Annotated in this window: 13 protein-coding genes; 5 read left to right on the top strand and 8 right to left on the bottom strand. The window is 65.5% G+C overall.

Features of this window, described 5'->3' with window-relative positions; translation table 11 throughout:
• Positions 1-89: 89 nt before the first annotated feature.
• Entirely contained in the window at positions 90-926 is an 837-nt protein-coding gene (locus N7573_RS01475; protein ID WP_279912125.1) for a siderophore-interacting protein, read from the bottom strand.
• Between the two features lie 170 nt (positions 927-1,096).
• Between N7573_RS01475 and N7573_RS01470 the strand changes: the two genes are divergently transcribed.
• A complete protein-coding gene (locus tag N7573_RS01470; RefSeq protein ID WP_279943065.1) occupies positions 1,097-1,705 on the top strand; it encodes a TetR/AcrR family transcriptional regulator in 609 nt (202 codons plus the stop codon).
• Positions 1,706-2,265: 560 nt separating this feature from the next.
• Here the strand turns inward: N7573_RS01470 and N7573_RS01465 are convergent.
• The 4 genes from N7573_RS01465 to N7573_RS01450 all read right to left on the bottom strand — a co-directional run bounded on the left by N7573_RS01465 (position 2,266) and on the right by N7573_RS01450 (position 5,797).
• A complete protein-coding gene (locus N7573_RS01465) occupies positions 2,266-3,192 on the bottom strand; it encodes an ABC transporter six-transmembrane domain-containing protein (protein WP_182266130.1) in 927 nt (308 codons plus the stop codon).
• A 188-nt stretch (positions 3,193-3,380) separates the two neighbouring features.
• Positions 3,381-4,457: an ATP-binding protein gene (locus tag N7573_RS01460; RefSeq protein ID WP_182266129.1), complete on the bottom strand. Its 1,077-nt coding sequence runs from the start codon at positions 4,455-4,457 to the stop codon at positions 3,381-3,383.
• A gap of 3 nt (positions 4,458-4,460) precedes the next feature.
• Positions 4,461-5,177 (bottom strand): response regulator, encoded by a 717-nt coding sequence (locus N7573_RS01455; RefSeq protein WP_164162198.1) that lies wholly within the window; start codon positions 5,175-5,177, stop codon positions 4,461-4,463.
• A 53-nt stretch (positions 5,178-5,230) separates the two neighbouring features.
• Positions 5,231-5,797, bottom strand: a complete 567-nt coding sequence (locus N7573_RS01450; protein ID WP_279911859.1) for a hypothetical protein — start codon at positions 5,795-5,797, stop codon at positions 5,231-5,233.
• A gap of 236 nt (positions 5,798-6,033) precedes the next feature.
• Here N7573_RS01450 and N7573_RS01445 point away from each other — a divergent pair, with 236 nt between their 5' ends.
• On the top strand, positions 6,034-7,215 hold the full coding sequence (locus tag N7573_RS01445) for an efflux RND transporter periplasmic adaptor subunit (RefSeq protein ID WP_182266127.1): 1,182 nt from the start codon (positions 6,034-6,036) through the stop codon (positions 7,213-7,215).
• A gap of 2 nt (positions 7,216-7,217) precedes the next feature.
• Positions 7,218-9,161, top strand: coding sequence for a MacB family efflux pump subunit (locus N7573_RS01440; RefSeq protein WP_279911858.1), 1,944 nt, complete (start codon positions 7,218-7,220; stop codon positions 9,159-9,161).
• An 83-nt stretch (positions 9,162-9,244) separates the two neighbouring features.
• On the opposite strand, the gene N7573_RS01435 is transcribed toward N7573_RS01440, so the two are convergent.
• The 3 genes from N7573_RS01435 to N7573_RS01425 all read right to left on the bottom strand — a co-directional run bounded on the left by N7573_RS01435 (position 9,245) and on the right by N7573_RS01425 (position 13,252).
• Entirely contained in the window at positions 9,245-10,948 is a 1,704-nt protein-coding gene (locus N7573_RS01435) for a PAS domain S-box protein (protein WP_279911857.1), read from the bottom strand.
• 145 nt (positions 10,949-11,093) lie between these two features.
• Positions 11,094-12,236, bottom strand: a complete 1,143-nt coding sequence (locus N7573_RS01430; RefSeq protein WP_153675724.1) for a hypothetical protein — start codon at positions 12,234-12,236, stop codon at positions 11,094-11,096.
• Between the two features lie 371 nt (positions 12,237-12,607).
• The gene (locus N7573_RS01425) at positions 12,608-13,252 is read right to left on the bottom strand and encodes a TetR/AcrR family transcriptional regulator (RefSeq protein ID WP_279911856.1); all 645 of its coding nucleotides are present in this window, start codon (positions 13,250-13,252) and stop codon (positions 12,608-12,610) included.
• A 123-nt stretch (positions 13,253-13,375) separates the two neighbouring features.
• Here N7573_RS01425 and N7573_RS01420 point away from each other — a divergent pair, with 123 nt between their 5' ends.
• Both N7573_RS01420 and N7573_RS01415 read left to right on the top strand, forming a co-directional pair.
• Entirely contained in the window at positions 13,376-15,664 is a 2,289-nt protein-coding gene (locus N7573_RS01420; RefSeq protein WP_279911855.1) for a TonB-dependent receptor, read from the top strand.
• A gap of 17 nt (positions 15,665-15,681) precedes the next feature.
• On the top strand, positions 15,682-16,578 hold the full coding sequence (locus N7573_RS01415) for a tyrosine-protein phosphatase (RefSeq protein WP_279911854.1): 897 nt from the start codon (positions 15,682-15,684) through the stop codon (positions 16,576-16,578).
• The last annotated feature ends 26 nt before the right edge of the window (positions 16,579-16,604 follow it).

Genomic DNA, 16,604 nt, shown 5'->3' with positions numbered 1-16,604 from the left:
CTGCCGGTGTGGCAGTGCTGCACGCGAGGTGCGTGGGCGATCTGTGGCTGGGTGGAACGAAGCGCGGGGCGCGGATACTGCGGGGTGGATCAGATATCGTCGGCGAGGTCGTCGAGGTCCTGCAGGCCACCGCCGCGTGCCAGCACGCGCTCGTAGTTGCGGCGGCGACGCTGGTCGGTCTCGGTGGTGGTTTCGCCACGTTTCCAGTAGCCGGCCACGGCAACGTCGCTGCGTGGCAGGCCGACCGTTTCGATGAAGTGGCGGCGCAGGGCACGCATTTCCTCGCGCTCGCCGGCCGCCCAGACCGTGCTGCCGGGTTCCGGCCGCAGTTGGCGCGCCTGCTGCAGCAACGGCGCGTCACCGGTGGCGAGGCGGAGCACGCGGACACCTTCAATGGCGGGCAGTTCGTCTACCGGGAATGCATCATCCGAGGCGATCCAGGCCTCTGCGTGCAGGCCGGTGGGCCACTGCTGCAGCAATGCAAACAGGGCAGGGATGGCGCTTGGGTCGGCGAACAGCAGGGCGGAGGTGCCCTCGCGCTGCGGCACCTGCAGATGGGGGCGCGGTCCGGTCAGATCGAAGGCATCACCGGGGCGCAGCGCACGTACCCAGGCCAGCATCGGCCCCGGCGCCTCGTGCAGCACTACGTCCAGGGTGAACTGGCAGGTGTTGGGATCGAGGCTGCGCACGGTGTAGATCCGTGACACATCGCCGAACGTGGCGCCGAGCTGGATGCGCACGGCGGTGTTGGCACGCTGCCAGGGCGCGAGTTCTGCATGTTCCGGCAGCTGGACCACGAGGCGCAGCAGGCTGGCGCACGGCTGTGCAACCGCGACCACCTGGACCTGCAGCGCCTGCAGGCCGCGATCATGGTCGGCGCCGCGCAGCGGCCCGGCCGGGGTGATTGAAGTGGGGGACGCGGACATCGACAACGATCCTGGACACTGCAAATGCGAATTAGTTACATCATAGTAAACTAAATTGATCGTGCCGCAACCGGGGCCTGTCCACGGACCGCAGCGACGCGTTGACCACGGCGTCGCTGCGGACCACCATGACAGCCCTTGCCCGCGCACCGCGCAGGAACCGTTACCGCATGGCTGCACCGAAAAAGACCGCTGCCCGTGGGCGACCGCCCACCATCACCCGCGAGCGCATCGCCGACGCCGGCATTGCCATGACGCTGCCGGGGCTGAGCTTCGTGGGCGTGGCGGCGGCGCTGGGGGTCAGCCACATCGCGCTGTACAAGCATGTGGCGAATCTGGCGGCACTGCGCGAGCTGGTGGCCGAGGCGATCTTCGAGCGTTGGCAGGCACCGGCACTGGATGCCGCTGGCCGGCGCAGCATCGAGGAGGATCTGCGTGCGTTCCAACGTTCACTGCGGACGCTGGTGGACGGGAATCCGGGGCTGGCGCCGTTCCTGGTCAGCCACGGCGCGAAGACACCGGAGATGCTGGCGCGCATCCGGCGCCACCATGCCGAATTCAGCCGCGTGCATGGCCTGCCGCTGGAGCAGGCGGCGTGGCTGCTGTCGACCGTGGCCTATCACGCCGTGGCGTTGGCCGACACCGTGTACTCGCGGCATGCGGTGGTGGATCCCACGCGACGTCCGCTGGATCGGAAGGCGCAGGAGGCCGAGTTCGACCGCAGCATGGAAGCGTTGATCATCGGTGCATTGGCGATGTGCGGGTGCACGGCAACGTAGTCGCCAACCTTGGTTGGCGCCGCGATACATCGTTGCCCACCAAGGTGGGCGTCTACCGGTCAAGCGGCGTCCTTGCGCTCAGCATCCTCCATGCCGGGGCTGACGCGGCGGCCGATGTCCTTCAGCGAGGTAATTGCCAATCCTGGTTGGCACCGTTGCCCCGGTAGTCGCCAACCTTGGTTGGCGCCGCGATACATCGTTGCCCACCAAGGTGGGCATCTACCGGTCACGCGGCATCCTTGTGCTCCGCATCTTCCATGCCGGGGCTGACGCGGCGGCCGATGTCCTTCAGCGAGGTAATCGCCAATCCTGGTTGGCACCGTTGCCCCGGTAGTCGCCAACCTTGGTTGGCGCCGCGATACATCGTTGCCCACCAAGGTGGGCATCTACCGGTCACGCGGCATCCTTGTGCTCCGCATCCTCCATGCCGGGGCTGACGCGGCGGCCGATGTCCTTCCACGAGGTAACCGCCAATCCTGGTTGGCACCGTTGCCCCGGTAGTCGCCAACCTTGGTTGGCGCCGCGATATATCGTTGCCCACCAAGGTGGGCATCTACCGGTCACGCGGCGTCCTTGTGCTCCGTATCATCCATGCCGGGGTTGACGCGGCGGCCGATGTCCTTCAACCGCGCCAGCTGATCCACCATCGACGGTGCATCATCCAGGCTGCCGACGAACGTCCACAGATAGGTCATCACCGCGTACACATGACCCGGCGTCACACCGTCGGTGGTGGCGAGACGGCCGATCGTCAGCGCGAACAGCACCGCTGCCGCCGCGCCAACTACCACAAAGGCACCGGCTTCGCGATCGGAGAGCAGGATGCGCAGCCGCGACAGCGTGGTGTAGTGGCGACGCAGTACCGAAGGACTGACCCGGTCGACCAGGCGGATCTCATGCTCCAGCCGGTTGTTCAGTCGCCCATGCAGCTGCTCGTTGCGGCGTGCGAACGACGGCATCAGCAACACCGCTCCGAGCAAGGCGATCAGGCTCGCGGCGCCTACCAGCGGTTCGATTACCAGCAGCATCACCGCCGCACCAAACATTGATACCAGCGCGGTGGCGATGATCGGTACGTGCTTTTCGAAGAAGTCGACGAACTCACGGGCCAGCACAACGCGTGCGGCCGAGGTGGAGGTGGCGTGGCCCAGCCTGCGCTGCGCCTGCACCACGTTCACCGCCAGGTCGGCATAGATGCGGGTGAAGGTACGCGTATCGACCGCACGGCGGGCAGCACCGACCAGCCAGAACAGCAGTACCACGCCGGCGTAGGAGATGGCGTGGCCGATGTTGCCGCGGATGATCGCATCCACCGCGAAGCCGGCAAACAGCGGATACGCCAGCAGCAGCGCATTTTCCAGCGCCACCAGCGAAAAGGTGCCGGTGAGCTGCCACGGATAGGTTCGCAGGATGGCCTTGAGAGTGGCGGCCGCGTTCTGCTGGCCGATGCTGCCGGCGGCGGCCGCCGGATCGTGTGGGGGTTTCATGGGGATGCCTGGATGGGTCGGAGTCAGGGCAGGGGACGGATGCCTGCCATCTCCCGGATCGCGCCCAGTATCTGCAGCCCTTTGGAGGAGGCATGGAGGGACGATGGAGATTGCGTGGAGAAACCGGCGCCGTTCAGCGATGCGAATGTCCACCAAGGTGGGCCGCTACCAGGGCAGTGTCTACCGTCTCAACGGCGGGCATGCACAGGCCAGCGGATTTCGAAGGCACTGCCACCACGTTCGGTGGCCCGGCATAGCGCTGTTCCGTGATGGGCCACGGCAATCGCACGCACCACGGCCAGGCCAAGCCCGGAGCCACCACTCTGCCGCGAACGCGAGACATCCGTGCGCTGGAAGGCTTCGAAGATGCTGTCGCGAAGGTCGTCCGGCACACCGGGGCCGCCATCTTCCACCGTGACGGTGCAATGGCCTTCTGCCAGCGTCACGTACACCCGCAGCGGGCAGGGAATGGCATGGCGTCGTGCATTCTCCAACAGTGCCAGTACTGCCTGGCGGATGCGTGCAGGATCGCAGTCGGCCAGCGAAGGTCGTGCGTCCAAGGTCACCGAGAAACCACTCTCGGTCAGTGCCTCGGACATCGCTTCAACCACCGTGGCCACCTGCACACTGACATCGCTGCGCTGCAGGCGCAGATCCAGGTGGCCACTCTCGGCCAGGCTGACCACGCGCAGGTCCTCGATGATGCGGGTCAGGCCTTCCAGCTGGGTGAGCATGCTGTTGAACTGCTCAGGCCCCGGCTCGAACACGCCTTCGGCGATGCCCTGCAGGCGGCCGCGCAGGATGGTCATCGGCGTGCGCAGTTCATGCGCGATCGCCGCGTTCCAGAACACCCGGTTCTCGGACATCCGGCTCAGCCGTTCTGCCATGGAGTTGAAATCGCTGACCAGCGTGGCCGCTTCGGCCATCGTGGTATCACCACCGCGTGCACGCGCTTCCAGATCGCCACTGGCGACCCGGCGCAGGCTTTCGGCCACCGAGTTCAACGGCGTGATGATGCGCCGGGTCAGGCGCGAGGCGACCAGCGTGGCGAAGATGACGACCACGGTGGCGGTCAATCCGATCCACAGCCATTCCAGCCCGGACGGCATGATCGTTTCCGGCTCGTCGTACCAGCGCGGATAGAACACCTCCATGAGGTAATAGAACAGGTAGAAGCCGCTGATCGACAGCACCGTCGAACACAGCGAGGCCACCGTGATGGACAGCGTGATCTGGCGTCCGATGCTCTTGCCTTTGGGGTTCATCATTCAGTCCAGGAAGCGGTAGCCGACGCCGCGGATGGTGGCGGGAATGCCGATCACGCCGACATCCTCCAGCTTGCGCCGCAGTTTGCTGACATGGCTGTCGACGGTGCGTTCCTGCGCGTCGCCCTCGGGCAGGCAGGCATGCAGGAGATCGGCCCGCGCATGCACCTGCCGTGGCGCACGCGCCATGTGCACCAGCAGCCGGAACTCGGTGAGGGTGAAGTTCAGTTCGTGCACCTGCTCGCCATGGCGCACGGTCACCTCGTGGCTGCGCAGGTCGATCTCGAAGGGCCCTTGGCGGATCAGCCCGTTGGGCGCTTCGACCAGGGGCCGGGAACTCCGGCGCAGCACGGCCTGGATGCGGGCGACGATCTCGGCCGGATTGAATGGCTTGGCCACGTAGTCGTCGGCGCCCACGCGCAGGCCGGTCAGCTTGTCCACGTCCTGGTCGAGCGCAGTGAGCATGATGACCGGGGTGTTGCCGATCCGTCGCAGTTCGCTCAGCACCTGCCAGCCATCCAGTTTTGGCATCTGCACATCCAGCAGCACCAGGTCCGGGCGCAGTTGGCGGTGGCTGGCGAGTGCCGCCTCACCGTCGGCGGCGCGGGCGCTGCGCAGGCCGGAACGGGCCAGGTAGGCGCTGAGGATGTCGGCGATTTCGCCCTCATCTTCGGCAATCAGCACCAAGGGTGCCTGTCGGGTACGGAGATCGTGTTTCATCGCGTGCTGCGGGTTCGGGGCAAGGGTGGGCAAGGGCGGGATCAGGGGCAGGGTCATCGTCGGCGCTGCATGTCCTGCGCCTCTTCGTTGGCAGCCCAGGCCAGGGTGGCCAGCACCAGCGTGCGCTGCAGGCTGGGTTCCACTGCACCTGCGCCGCGCAGCTGCTGCAGCACCAGGGTGGACACCGCCGCCGGCAGCTTGCTCCAGCGCGATGTCATGGGGCTGGTGTTCACCCGGGCCTGCAGCCGCGAGGCCATGCCCAGGATGGCGCGCAGGCGCAGTGCCAGCAGGGCGACGACCACGAGAGTGGCTAGGGCGAGCAGCAGATGCAGGGTGACGTCGGCAACCGGGTGCGTTGCCGCCCAGACCGCCAGACCAATCAGCGCCAGCGACGCGAGAGCGCCGGAACGGCCGGTGCCACCGGGCCCATCGCTGCGGAACCCCACCAGGGCGGCGGCCCCGAAGCCCGCCAGCAGCGGGGGTAACGGATCCGACGCAGCCAGCATCCAGCTGGTGGTCGATGCCAACACGAAGGCGATCAACCACGGCGAAGGCGCACACCACGCCAGGTAGGCACGGCGCACATCGATGGGTGGCAGGTCTGGATGTGAAAGGGACACGGCAGGCGGGCAGTCGGCGAGGCCGACGAGGCTAGCGACCGTTGATGGAGACTCGGTCGAGATTGTGTCGAGATTGCGTGGACGCAGGCTGCAGCATTCAGGCGCGGGGCTGGTGCCTGAACGGCTGCCGCGCCTCCATGCAATCTCCACAGTGGCTCCAAGAAACGTCCATCCGCGGCTTCCAGACTGCGGTTTCGGCGGTCGCACTGGGCGACTGCATGCAGCCGGGCGTTTCGATGAGCAACCGCAGGACCTGGATCATTGCCGCTACGGTGGCCACATTGGCCGCCGGCGCTGGATGGTGGGCGTTTGCCGGCGGCGATGATGCCGCGCTGATCACCGCGCCGGCAAGGGTGGCAGATCTGGAGAAGACCGTACAGGCGGTCGGCCGGCTCCATCCCAAGGAGCTGGTGGCGGTGGGTGCGCAGGTGTCCGGCCAGGTCAAGCGCCTGCATGTGGTGCTGGGCCAGCGCGTACAGGCCGGTGACCTGATCGCCGAGGTCGATTCGCAGCCGCAGCGTATCGCGCTGCGCAGTGCCGAGGCGGCCACCAACACGCTGCGCGCCCAGCATGCCGCCAGCCAGGCCCGCTATGCGCAGGCCAGCCGTGCTTACCAGCGGCAGTCGCAGCTGGTGGCGTCGCGCCTGGTGTCACAGGAAGGTTTCGAAGCCGCACGCGTGGCGCGCGATGCGGCACGCTCAGAGGTGGCCGCGCTGCAGGCGCAGATCGACCAGGCCGTGACCCAGGTCGAAACCGCACGGATCAACCTGGGCTATACCCGCATTGTTTCGCCCAGCGACGGTTACATCGTGGCCATCGTCACCAAGGCCGGGCAGACGTTGAACTCGATGCAGACCACGCCGACCATCGTGATGCTGGCGCAGATGGATACGATGACCGTGCGCGCCGAGATCGCCGAGGCCGACGTCGAGCTGGTGGCACCAGGGCAACCGTTGTGGTTCTCGACACTGGGGCCAAGCGGCCGCCGCTATGAATCCCACCTGCAGCAGCTGGAACCGGCGCCCTCCTCGATTGCCGACGTCGCCACCGGCAATGCGGGTGGCTCTGCGCAGACGCCGAAGGCGGTGTACTACGCCGGCCTGTTCGACGTGGCCAATCCCGGTCTGAAGCTGAAGCCCTCGATGACGGTGAAGGTGACCCTGCAGCTGGCGCGGGTCGCCAACGCGCTGCAGGTGCCTTTGACGGCGCTGGTTGAGTCGAATGACAAGGACGGCAACCGCGGCACCGTGCGTGTGGTCGATGCCAAGGGCCGCCCCCAGCAGCGTGCGGTGACGACCGGCCTGCGCACCGCCACCGCCGTGCAGATCCTGTCCGGCCTGCGCGAGGGTGAGAACGTCGTGGTCGGCCAGGCGCCCAGCGGCGCTGAGCCGGAAGCCGCCAGCCTGTTGGGGATGTGAGCATGGCCGACGCACTGCTGGAACTGCATGGCGTATCGCGCGCCTATCGCTCCGCCGCCGGCGAGGTGGTGGTGCTGAAGGACGTTTCGCTGCGCATCGATGCCGGCGAGTTCATCGCCATCATCGGCCCCTCGGGCTCGGGCAAGTCCACGCTGATGAACATCCTTGGCTGCCTGGACCGGCCGACCGAGGGCAGCTATCGGGTGAACGGCGAGGCCACCGAGCAGATGGCGCCGGACGCGCTGGCACGCCTGCGCCGCGAGCATTTCGGCTTCATCTTCCAGCGCTACAACCTGATGGAGAACCTGAGTGCCACCGAGAACGTGGCGCTGCCGGCAGTCTATGCCGGCGTGGAGGCGGACGTGCGCACTGCCCGTGCACGCACGCTGCTGGAAACACTGGGGTTGGGCGAACGCATCGCGAACCGGCCGAGCCAGCTGTCCGGAGGCCAGCAGCAGCGCGTGTCCATTGCCCGTTCGCTGATGAACGGCGGCGCGATCGTGCTGGCCGATGAACCCACCGGCGCGCTCGATCACGCCAGTGGCCAGCAGGTGATGGCCGAGCTGAAGCGCCTGCATGCACAGGGCCACACGGTGATCCTGGTGACGCACGATGCAGCGATCGCCGCCAACGCGGCGCGAGTGATCGAGATCGCCGACGGCCGGGTGGTGGCCGACCGCGGCGAGCGGGGATCGGGTGCTGCGGCTGAAACACCCGGGACCGAATGCGGCGCGTCGCCGGTCACCGAGCGCCGCGCACGCATGGATGCGGTTCGCGAAGCCGCACGCATGGCCGTGCGCTCGATGCTGGCCCATCGCCTGCGCACGCTGCTGACCATGCTCGGCATCATCATCGGCGTTGCGGCCGTGGTGACCGTGGTTGCGCTGGGCAAGGGCGCACAGGCGCAGGTCGAATCACAGATCAACGAACTGGGCGCCAGTACGCTGGAGATCTTCCCGGGCGCCGATTTCGGTGACCCGCGCTCGGCGGAGATCGAGACACTGGTGGTGGGCGATGCGGACCATCTTGCGGCCTTGAGTTACGTGGACAGCGTGAGCCCGAACCTGAGCGGATCGGTGGCGGCGCTGCAAGGCAACCGGCGTGCCAACACCCAGGTGCTGGGCGTGGGGGCCGACATGCCGCGCGTGCGTGGGCTGCGGCTGAAGGCCGGCCGTTTCTTCACCGACGCCGAAGTGGATGCGCATCGAGCAGTGGGTGTGGTCGACCAAAAGGCGGCCAAAGCGCTGTTCAGCGGCAGCCCGATCGGCAGCACGGTGCTGCTGGGCGGCATGCCGGTGGAGGTGATCGGTGTGGTCGGGGCCAATGCGTTCGCGGGCGGTGCAACCCCGACGGTCTACGTGCCGTATACCTCGGCGGCCTCGCGGCTGCTGGGCAGCGAGCGCCTGGAGAGCATCACGGTGCGCGTGCGCGACAACGTGCCCACCAACGCAGCCGAAGCCTCGCTGGGGGCCGAGCTGGAGCGGTTGCATGGCCGTCGTGACTTCTTCATCTACAACGCCGACCAGATCCGCAAGGCGGTGATGAAGTCCAGCCAGACCATGGCCGCGTTGGTTTCGGCGATTGCGGCGGTGGCGCTGGTGGTCGGCGGGGTGGGGGTGATGAACATCATGCTGGTCTCGGTGAAGGAGCGCGTGCGCGAGATCGGCGTGCGGCTGGCGGTGGGCGCGCGGCAGGGCGACATCCTGCGCCAGTTCCTGATCGAGGCCGTGCTGATCTGCCTGTTCGGTGGCGTGCTGGGGGTGCTGTTCGCGTTCGGCGTGGGTGCGCTGTCCAGCCTGCTGTCGCTGGGTGTGCCGTTCCTGTTCACGGCGGGCCCGGTGCTTGCCGCGCTGGCGTGCTCGTCTGCGATCGGGCTTGGCTTCGGCTACTTCCCGGCGCGCAGCGCGGCACAACTGGATCCGATCCAGGCGCTGGCAGCGGAGTAGGCGCAGGCCCGGTGTGGGCATTTGTGGAGCCGAAGGCAACGGCAGGAGCCGTTGCCTTTGGCTCCACAGGAGCAGCCTCAGGATCAGGGACGCGGATGCGTGCGCACGCGTGCACGCTCGCGATACAGGCGGCTGTCGGCGCGCTGCAGGGTGTCGGCCACCGTCTCGCCGGGTGCATGGTGGGTCGCGCCCAGCGAGAAGGGTGTGGGTGACTGCCCGGCATGCTGCGCATACCACTGCTCCAGCGCGGCCAGCCGTCCCGGTTCCGGTGCAGTCAGCACCACCATGAACTCGTCGCCACCCATACGCACTACGCTTTCCATTGACCCCAGTGGAGTGCGCAGGAAGGCGGCGAACTCGACCAGCACCGTGTCACCCCGTGCATGGCCCTGGGTGTCGTTTATCTGCTTGAAATGATCCAGATCGAACATCAGGCAGGCCCAAGGCTGGTCGATCAGTTCGTCCAGGCGGGGCAGGAAGCGGCGGTTGTAGCTCTGGGTGAGGGGATCCTTGAAGGACATCTCGCGCAACTGCTGTTCCTGCATCCGCAGTGCGGTGACGTCCTGCGCATGGCCGAGCACGTAGGGTGGGGTGGCCTCGTTGTCGAGCACGTTGTGATACGCCCAGAAATGCCGGGTACCATCGGCGGCGATCAGCTCGATGACGCCGGCATCGGTGTGGTGGACTGCGATGCGTTCCAGATACGCCTTGAACGCGGCCCGCTTCTCCGGCGGCATCAGGTCGCACAAGCTGCGCCCGATCATGTAGCTCTCATCGAAGCCCAGTGACTGCACCGCCGCTGGGTTCACCGAGGTCAGCACGCCCTCCAGCGTGTGGGTGCAGATCAGGCCAAGGCTGTAGTGGAACAACCGCCGGTAGCGGGTTTCGCTTGCTTCCAGTGCATCCAGCGCGGCGCGCTCCTCGGTGATGTCCTGTATGGCCCCGACCAGCCGCGGCCGGCCATCGACCTGCTGCCGGCCTCCAACAACGCGGGTCCAGATGGCTCGTCCGTCGGCGGTGGTCATCGGCAGCTGCACCTCCCACGACGTGCCTTCATCGATGCAACGCTGCACCGCCGTGCGGATGATGTTTCGGCTGTCCTCGCGATAGAACGAGAGCGCAGTTTCGAGCGTCGGTTCGAAGTTGCTGCGCACGCCGTGGATCTGCTTGGTTTCGCGGGTCCAGCGGACCTCGTTGCTGACCAGGTCCATTTCCCAGCCACCCACCCGGGCCGCGCGGTTCGTGCGCTCCAGGAAGTCCTCGCTGCGCTTCAGCTCACGATGCAGGGCCTTGGCCTGGCCGACCTGGGCCATCAGCGTGCTGCGCTGCTCCAGCACCTGGGTGGTGACCCGGGCCAGATGCACCATCAATTCGCGCTGCGAGGGAGACAGAACGCCCGGCATCGGGTCGAGCAGGCACAGCGTTCCAATGCGAGCGCCGTGCGCCGAGCCCAGCGAGATGCCGGCGTAGTGGCGGATGCGCGGGCCGCCGGTCACCAGCGGGTTGGTGGAGAATCGCGGATCCTGGCGCGCGTCCGGAACTTCGAACAGCTCATCCTGTTGGATCGCATGCGTGCAGAAAGAAATCTCGCGTGCGGTCTCGCTGACACCTTCCAGTCCGATGTTGGCCTTGAACCACTGACGCTCGTCGGCGACCACCGAGATCAGTGCCATGGTCATGCCGGTGGCGGCACGCGCGGCGGCGACGATTGCATCGAACACCGGTTCGGCTGGCGTGTCGAGCAGATGCAGGCGGTCGATTTCAAGCAGGCGGTCGGCTTCGTCCATGGCGCGTGGCGTGACTGGAGGCGAGGGCAGCATTAAAGGCAGTCGGCATGACGCTACGTCAGCAGATGTTATCTATGTCCGTATTGGGGTGATGCCGATGTGAGCCCAAGTTGTGCTGCCACAATCCTGTGACCGCAAGCACATATCACAAATGGCCGGCGCTGCCGCTGTCAGATTCTTGAGGAATGCAAGTCACCGCCTTGCGCCGAGGGAGGAACTTGCGAGTCATCGGGGGAGTGGAGATAGAACTTTGTGCGGGAACATCGACCATGGCAGCCGGTGCCCTTGAGCGGGGCGAACGCGGTAGGCCCTTCACGGGGACGAGCGGGAACCAGGACCTGACGTCCGCGCTTGGAATTGGTACTGACCCGGTTGGGTGAGTGGGCTTCCATTGGTTATGGGCGATGACGACATGGCTACCGAGCCGGTTCAGGATCTGTACGTCGCGAATCTCGTACAGGGTTGCGCCTGTGCCGTCCAGTTTGCGACAGGCCCGCACAATCCGCGACGACTTGGCAATGCGGCAACCTTCGCTGGAAACGACCACGCTTTGATGCTTCAACAGGCCTAGTTGGAAGGTGCTCGCAGCACGGTCAAGCGCTTCGAAGAGCGTACCTGCGAAGAGCAGTACGTAGATGATGATCGCGCCAAGGGCAACCAGTTTGTGGCGTGTAGGCAAGCTCCAGACGCTGAAGAAGGCGAAGTGCAGGATTGGCAGCACAAGCAGCATGAAACCGAACTGCCAGTCCGCCAGCGAGGCCGCAGCTTCATGGGTACCGAGCACCACAAGCGCTACGAGTGGCATTGAGAAAAGGTAGAGCCCGGCGGAGAGAAGGACCAGCCGAAGCGACCAGAAATCACACCACGGGGCGGCATTGCTGATGCGGCGCGCAGCAACATCTGGCGTGGAGGTCCAGATCATTGGAACAAACGCTGCTGTGGTCCCCAAGCCCATAATTATCGGAAAAACGGAATCATGGGCAGTGCCGAATTCAGAAATAAGTGCAACGTACAGGAGGCATTCTGCAATCAGTGCTCCCAAGATCAGCCAAGCCAGGCTATAGATGGTAAGCGTCCGTTCTCGGGTATCGGCCTTGCCGACACTGTTCTTACCGAAGATCAGTCCCAGCCTATGCCACTCGACCAACAGAATGGCCGGAATTAGCAAGACCAAGACGAAAACCAGCATCATGATGAAAGAGAACACCACGATCGCGAACGCGACCAGGCCGATATCTGTCAATGAAAGGCTGGGAAGATATCGGATGCGCCAGAAGAAGATCACCATCGCAAATGTGCCTGCGACAGCGAATGCCCACCTATGTGCATTGATCACATCCAATGCTGCTGCCGCACGCGACCACAGTGCGGGTGCCTCCTGCGTAGACGAATTCATTCCTGAGGGATAGGAACTGTGTGCAGACACTGTGCGTCATCCTTAAAGCATTGGGTCGCGACTGCTATCGGCCCGGTGCCTGCATTCTTTAATGGATCGGCCTTCAATCAGGCCTGACGGGTCGATGATCCCTAGGGCCATGGCGCGGCATTGTCAGATACACCGCCCTAATCGCTACCTTGAAAGTTGTTGGTTGTATCCCACGATCACAGCCTTGTTCTCACTGCAGCTCTTGCTCTGACGAGCGGTGATGCACGCGGCCCTCAATCCCCCATCACCCGCCCGATGGCATCGGCCAGCAGCGCCCGCACCCGTTCCGGCGGCAGGTCGGGATCGCGCACGGCGCGCATCGCCAGACCTTCCACCAGCAGTCGCAGCAGCAGGGTTCGGCTGGCAATCCGCTCTTCGTCCACGCCGCGGCCCTGATCGGCATCACGCTGACGCAGCCAGGCATGGATCGCGGCGCTGGTCTGTTTGTCATGGGTACGCAGCACCTCGGCCAGCATCGGGTCGCGATGCGCCTCGGCGTTGATTTCCGCATACAGGGCCACGCTGGCGATGGCATTGCCGTGGATCGGCAGCACCTCGCCGCGCGCCCATTGCTGGTAGCACTCCAGCAGCCCATCAATCAGATCGGACGCCACCGGCATCTCGCTAATCGAGGCCTGGTCGTGGCGCAGCTGGCGCTCGATCAGGGCCAGGATCAGGGCGCGCTTGTTGGCGAAATAGCGGTACATCAGCCCCTGGCTGATCTCGGCCTCGGCAGCGATATCGCCGATCGAACCGGCATGGAAACCACGGGTGATGAAGCACTTCTGGGCGGCGTCGAGGATGCGCCGGCGCTGGGCTTCGGCATGGGCGGCGGCAGGGGCGTCAGCGGGTGCGGCTACGGCGGTTTTCGGCGTCATTGCATGAAGTCGGGGCGTCCAGAGGCGGGATAGTACGTCACAAAAGGTGTGAATGAACGGTCATTCATTTGTAATTCCCGCCTCCCAGACTGCGCCGGCCTTCTCCTTCCGCGAATGAGTCCGATGCGCCACGCCCTGCTGCACCGCCCGCTGCTCACCCTCGCCATTGCCGCTGCACTGCCGGCGCTGGCCCATGCCGAAGACAGTCCCAGCGCCGACGCCGAGGCATCCGCCGATGCCGCGCGCACCGTGGTCGCCCTTGACCAGGTGATGGTGACTGCGCAGAAACGCGCCACCAACCTGCAGGAGACCCCGATCTCGGTATCGGTGGTCGATGCCGAAGCGCTGAAGGACCGCAGCGCGATTTCGCTGGGCAACTTGTCCGATGGCTCCATCCCATCACTGCGGGTCACGCCGTTCGCTACCCGCAGTTCTGCGCTGAACATCGGCATCCGTGGCATCGGTGCCTCCGGCGACGCCAACCAACCGGCCCGCGATGCCGGCGTCGGCATCTACGTCGACGGGGTGTTCATGGGCCGCGCGCAGGGCCTGGGCAGCATGCTCTACGACGTGGAGCGCATCGAAGTGCTGAAGGGGCCGCAGGGCACGCTGTTCGGCCGCAATACCGAAGGCGGCGCGGTGAGCATCGTCACCAAGGCGCCGACCGGCGAGTTTGGCGGCAACGTCAGCGCGGGCGTGTCCAACTTCAGCGGCTACAACAGTGCGCTGCACCTGGATCTGCCCAAGGTGGGCGATGTCAGCTTCAAGATCGACGCCGTGCAGGCCAAGCGTGGCGGCACCACCGACAATCCGATGCGCGGCGAGCGTGACTTCAACAGTTACGGCAAGCGCGGCGCCCGCCTGAGTGCGCTGTGGCAGCCGAGCGATGACTTCTCTTTGTTGTACGCGTTCGATCGCTCCTACGATGCCACCACGCCATATCACACCCAGGTGCTGGTGCCAGGCGCCTACCTCAGCCCCCTGCAGAAGGCCGGCGCCAGCCAGGACCGCCGCGACAGCGCCATCCTCGGTGGACCGCAGGAAGACAACATCGGGCGTACCAGCGGCCATCTGTTGAACCTGTCGTGGACGCTGAACGACAACCTGGAGCTGAAGTCGATCAGTTCCTACCGTGAACTCACCCAGGGGCAGTTCGACATGGGGCTGCTCGATGCGATTTCGGCCTATGGTGGCGCAGGCACACCCTTCGGGCGTTACAGCCTGGCCCAGGTCTACCAGCACCAGTACAGCCAGGAATTCCAGCTGATCGGCAACACCTCGCAGGTGCAGTTCCTGGGCGGTGCGTTCTATTACCACGAGACCGCTGGAGACAATGCGCAGACCCCGAACATGCTGGTCTGGGGGCCGGGTGGCAACAGCTACACCGTGAATCCGGCGTCCAACCCGCTGGATCTCTCGCGGGTACGCATCGATCGCGCCAGCAAGGCCTGGACCGACAGCCTGGGCGTCTTCGGCCAGGCCACGTGGACCCCGGAAGCGATGCAGCGGCTGCACCTGACAGCAGGTGGCCGCTATACCCGCGATGACAAGAAGGGCCGCCTGTACATCGTCAATGGTGCGGCGACCAACCTTGCGTTCAAGGATCGCTGGAGCCGTTTCGACCCGATGGTCAATATCGCCTACGACCTCGGCGAGCACGCGATGGTCTATGCCAAGTACAGCACCGGCCTCAAGGCCGGCGGTGCCAACTCGCGCTCGACCAACTACAGCGCGTTCGGTCCTGAAGAAGTGACGGCCTATGAGCTGGGCTTCAAATCGCAGTTCTGGGACAACCGCGCGCGCCTGAACCTGGCGGTGTTCGATTCGACCATCGCGCACAAGCAGATGGACTTCTCGCTGCCGTTCGACCCGAACAGCGGGGAAACCCGCACCACCATGGTCACCACCAATGCACTGAGCGATGGCAAGTCGCGCGGCGCAGAGCTGGAGTTCAACGTGATGCCGGTGGACAACCTCACCCTCGGCCTCAACTACGCCTATACGAAGATCGACGCGCAGACCGCGACGGACCCGTTCGGTGCAGGGGTGCAGGTAACGGTCCAGCCGCTGCTGGCGCCGAAGAACGCCGGCAGCCTGTCGGTCGACTACCTGGTGCCGTTCGCGAACTTCTCGGCACTGAAGTTCCATGTGGACGGCAACTGGTCCGATGGCTACTACACCAGCGAGTACGACCAGATGCTGACCGACAGCTCGTTCGTGGTGAACGCACGGGTGGCGCTGGTGGATGTGCCGGTCAACAGCACTGGCACCACCATGTCGTTCTCGTTGTGGGCACGCAACCTGCTCGATGAGCAGCACCTGTTCTACAAGATCAACAGCGCGGCGCTGGGCCAGAGCGGCATCTTCAACGACCCGCGTACCTTCGGCCTGGAAATGGCCGTCAACTTCTGATTCGAACGGAGAATTCCATGACGCACCGCTCTACCGAACTTGTCCTGGCCCTGATGCTCAGCCTGCCGATGGCTGCGACGGCTGCTGCCGCTGATGCGCCGCAGGTCGCCGCCGCGAAGCCGACGGCCGTTGCGAACGTGAAGCCCGTCGCTGCCGATGCGCAGCGCGTGATCCCGCTGCAGGGCGCCTGGAACGTGCGTACCTTCGCCGGCCTGCAGGGCCGCCACGGTCCGATTCCGGCCGATGCGTTCGTGCGCACCGCAGACCTCGGCCGCCTCACCGATGCCGACCGTGATGCCCTGGCCGCGGCCGGCGTGAAGCTGGATATCGACCTGCGTACCGCCGATGAAGAGGCGCAGTCGCCGGACCTGCTGGCCAGGGATGATCGCTTTGCCTACCAGCGCATTTCGCTGATGGGCACCGAGAAGATGGACCTGCAGAAGATGATGACCAGTTTCCCGGATTCGCTGGGCGAAGCCTATGTGCAGTGGCTGGGCCACAGCCAGCCGCAGTTCAAGCAGGTGTTCCAGCGCATCGCCGCGCAGCAGAACGGTGCCGTGCTGTTCCATTGCACGGCCGGCAAGGACCGCACCGGCATCATCGCTGGCCTGCTGCTGGACCTGGCCGGCGTGCCGAAGGCCGAGATCGTGCACAACTACGCGATCTCCGCGCACTACCTGGAAGGGCAGCCGAAGGACAGCGCGATGAACGCGCAGATCATGGCGCTGGTCAAGCAGAACCCCGAGATCGCCCGCAAGATGGCCGGTATGGCCGGTACCGCACCGGACAACATGGAGCAGTTCCTGGCGGCGTTGCACAGCCAGTATGGTGGTGCGGAAGGGTACCTGAAGTCGATCGGAGTGAGCGAGCAGGAGATCCAGCAGTTGAAGGTGCGGCTGGGGCAGGCCGGCTGAAGACTGCCAGGCTGAAGGCAGGTGCC

Origin of the sequence: Stenotrophomonas sp. GD04054 (genome assembly GCF_029836955.1) — a bacterium.
GTDB lineage: Bacteria > Pseudomonadota > Gammaproteobacteria > Xanthomonadales > Xanthomonadaceae > Stenotrophomonas > Stenotrophomonas maltophilia_A.
Note: the sequence above shows the minus strand (reverse complement) of the source record. Positions and strands in the feature narration are given on the sequence as shown.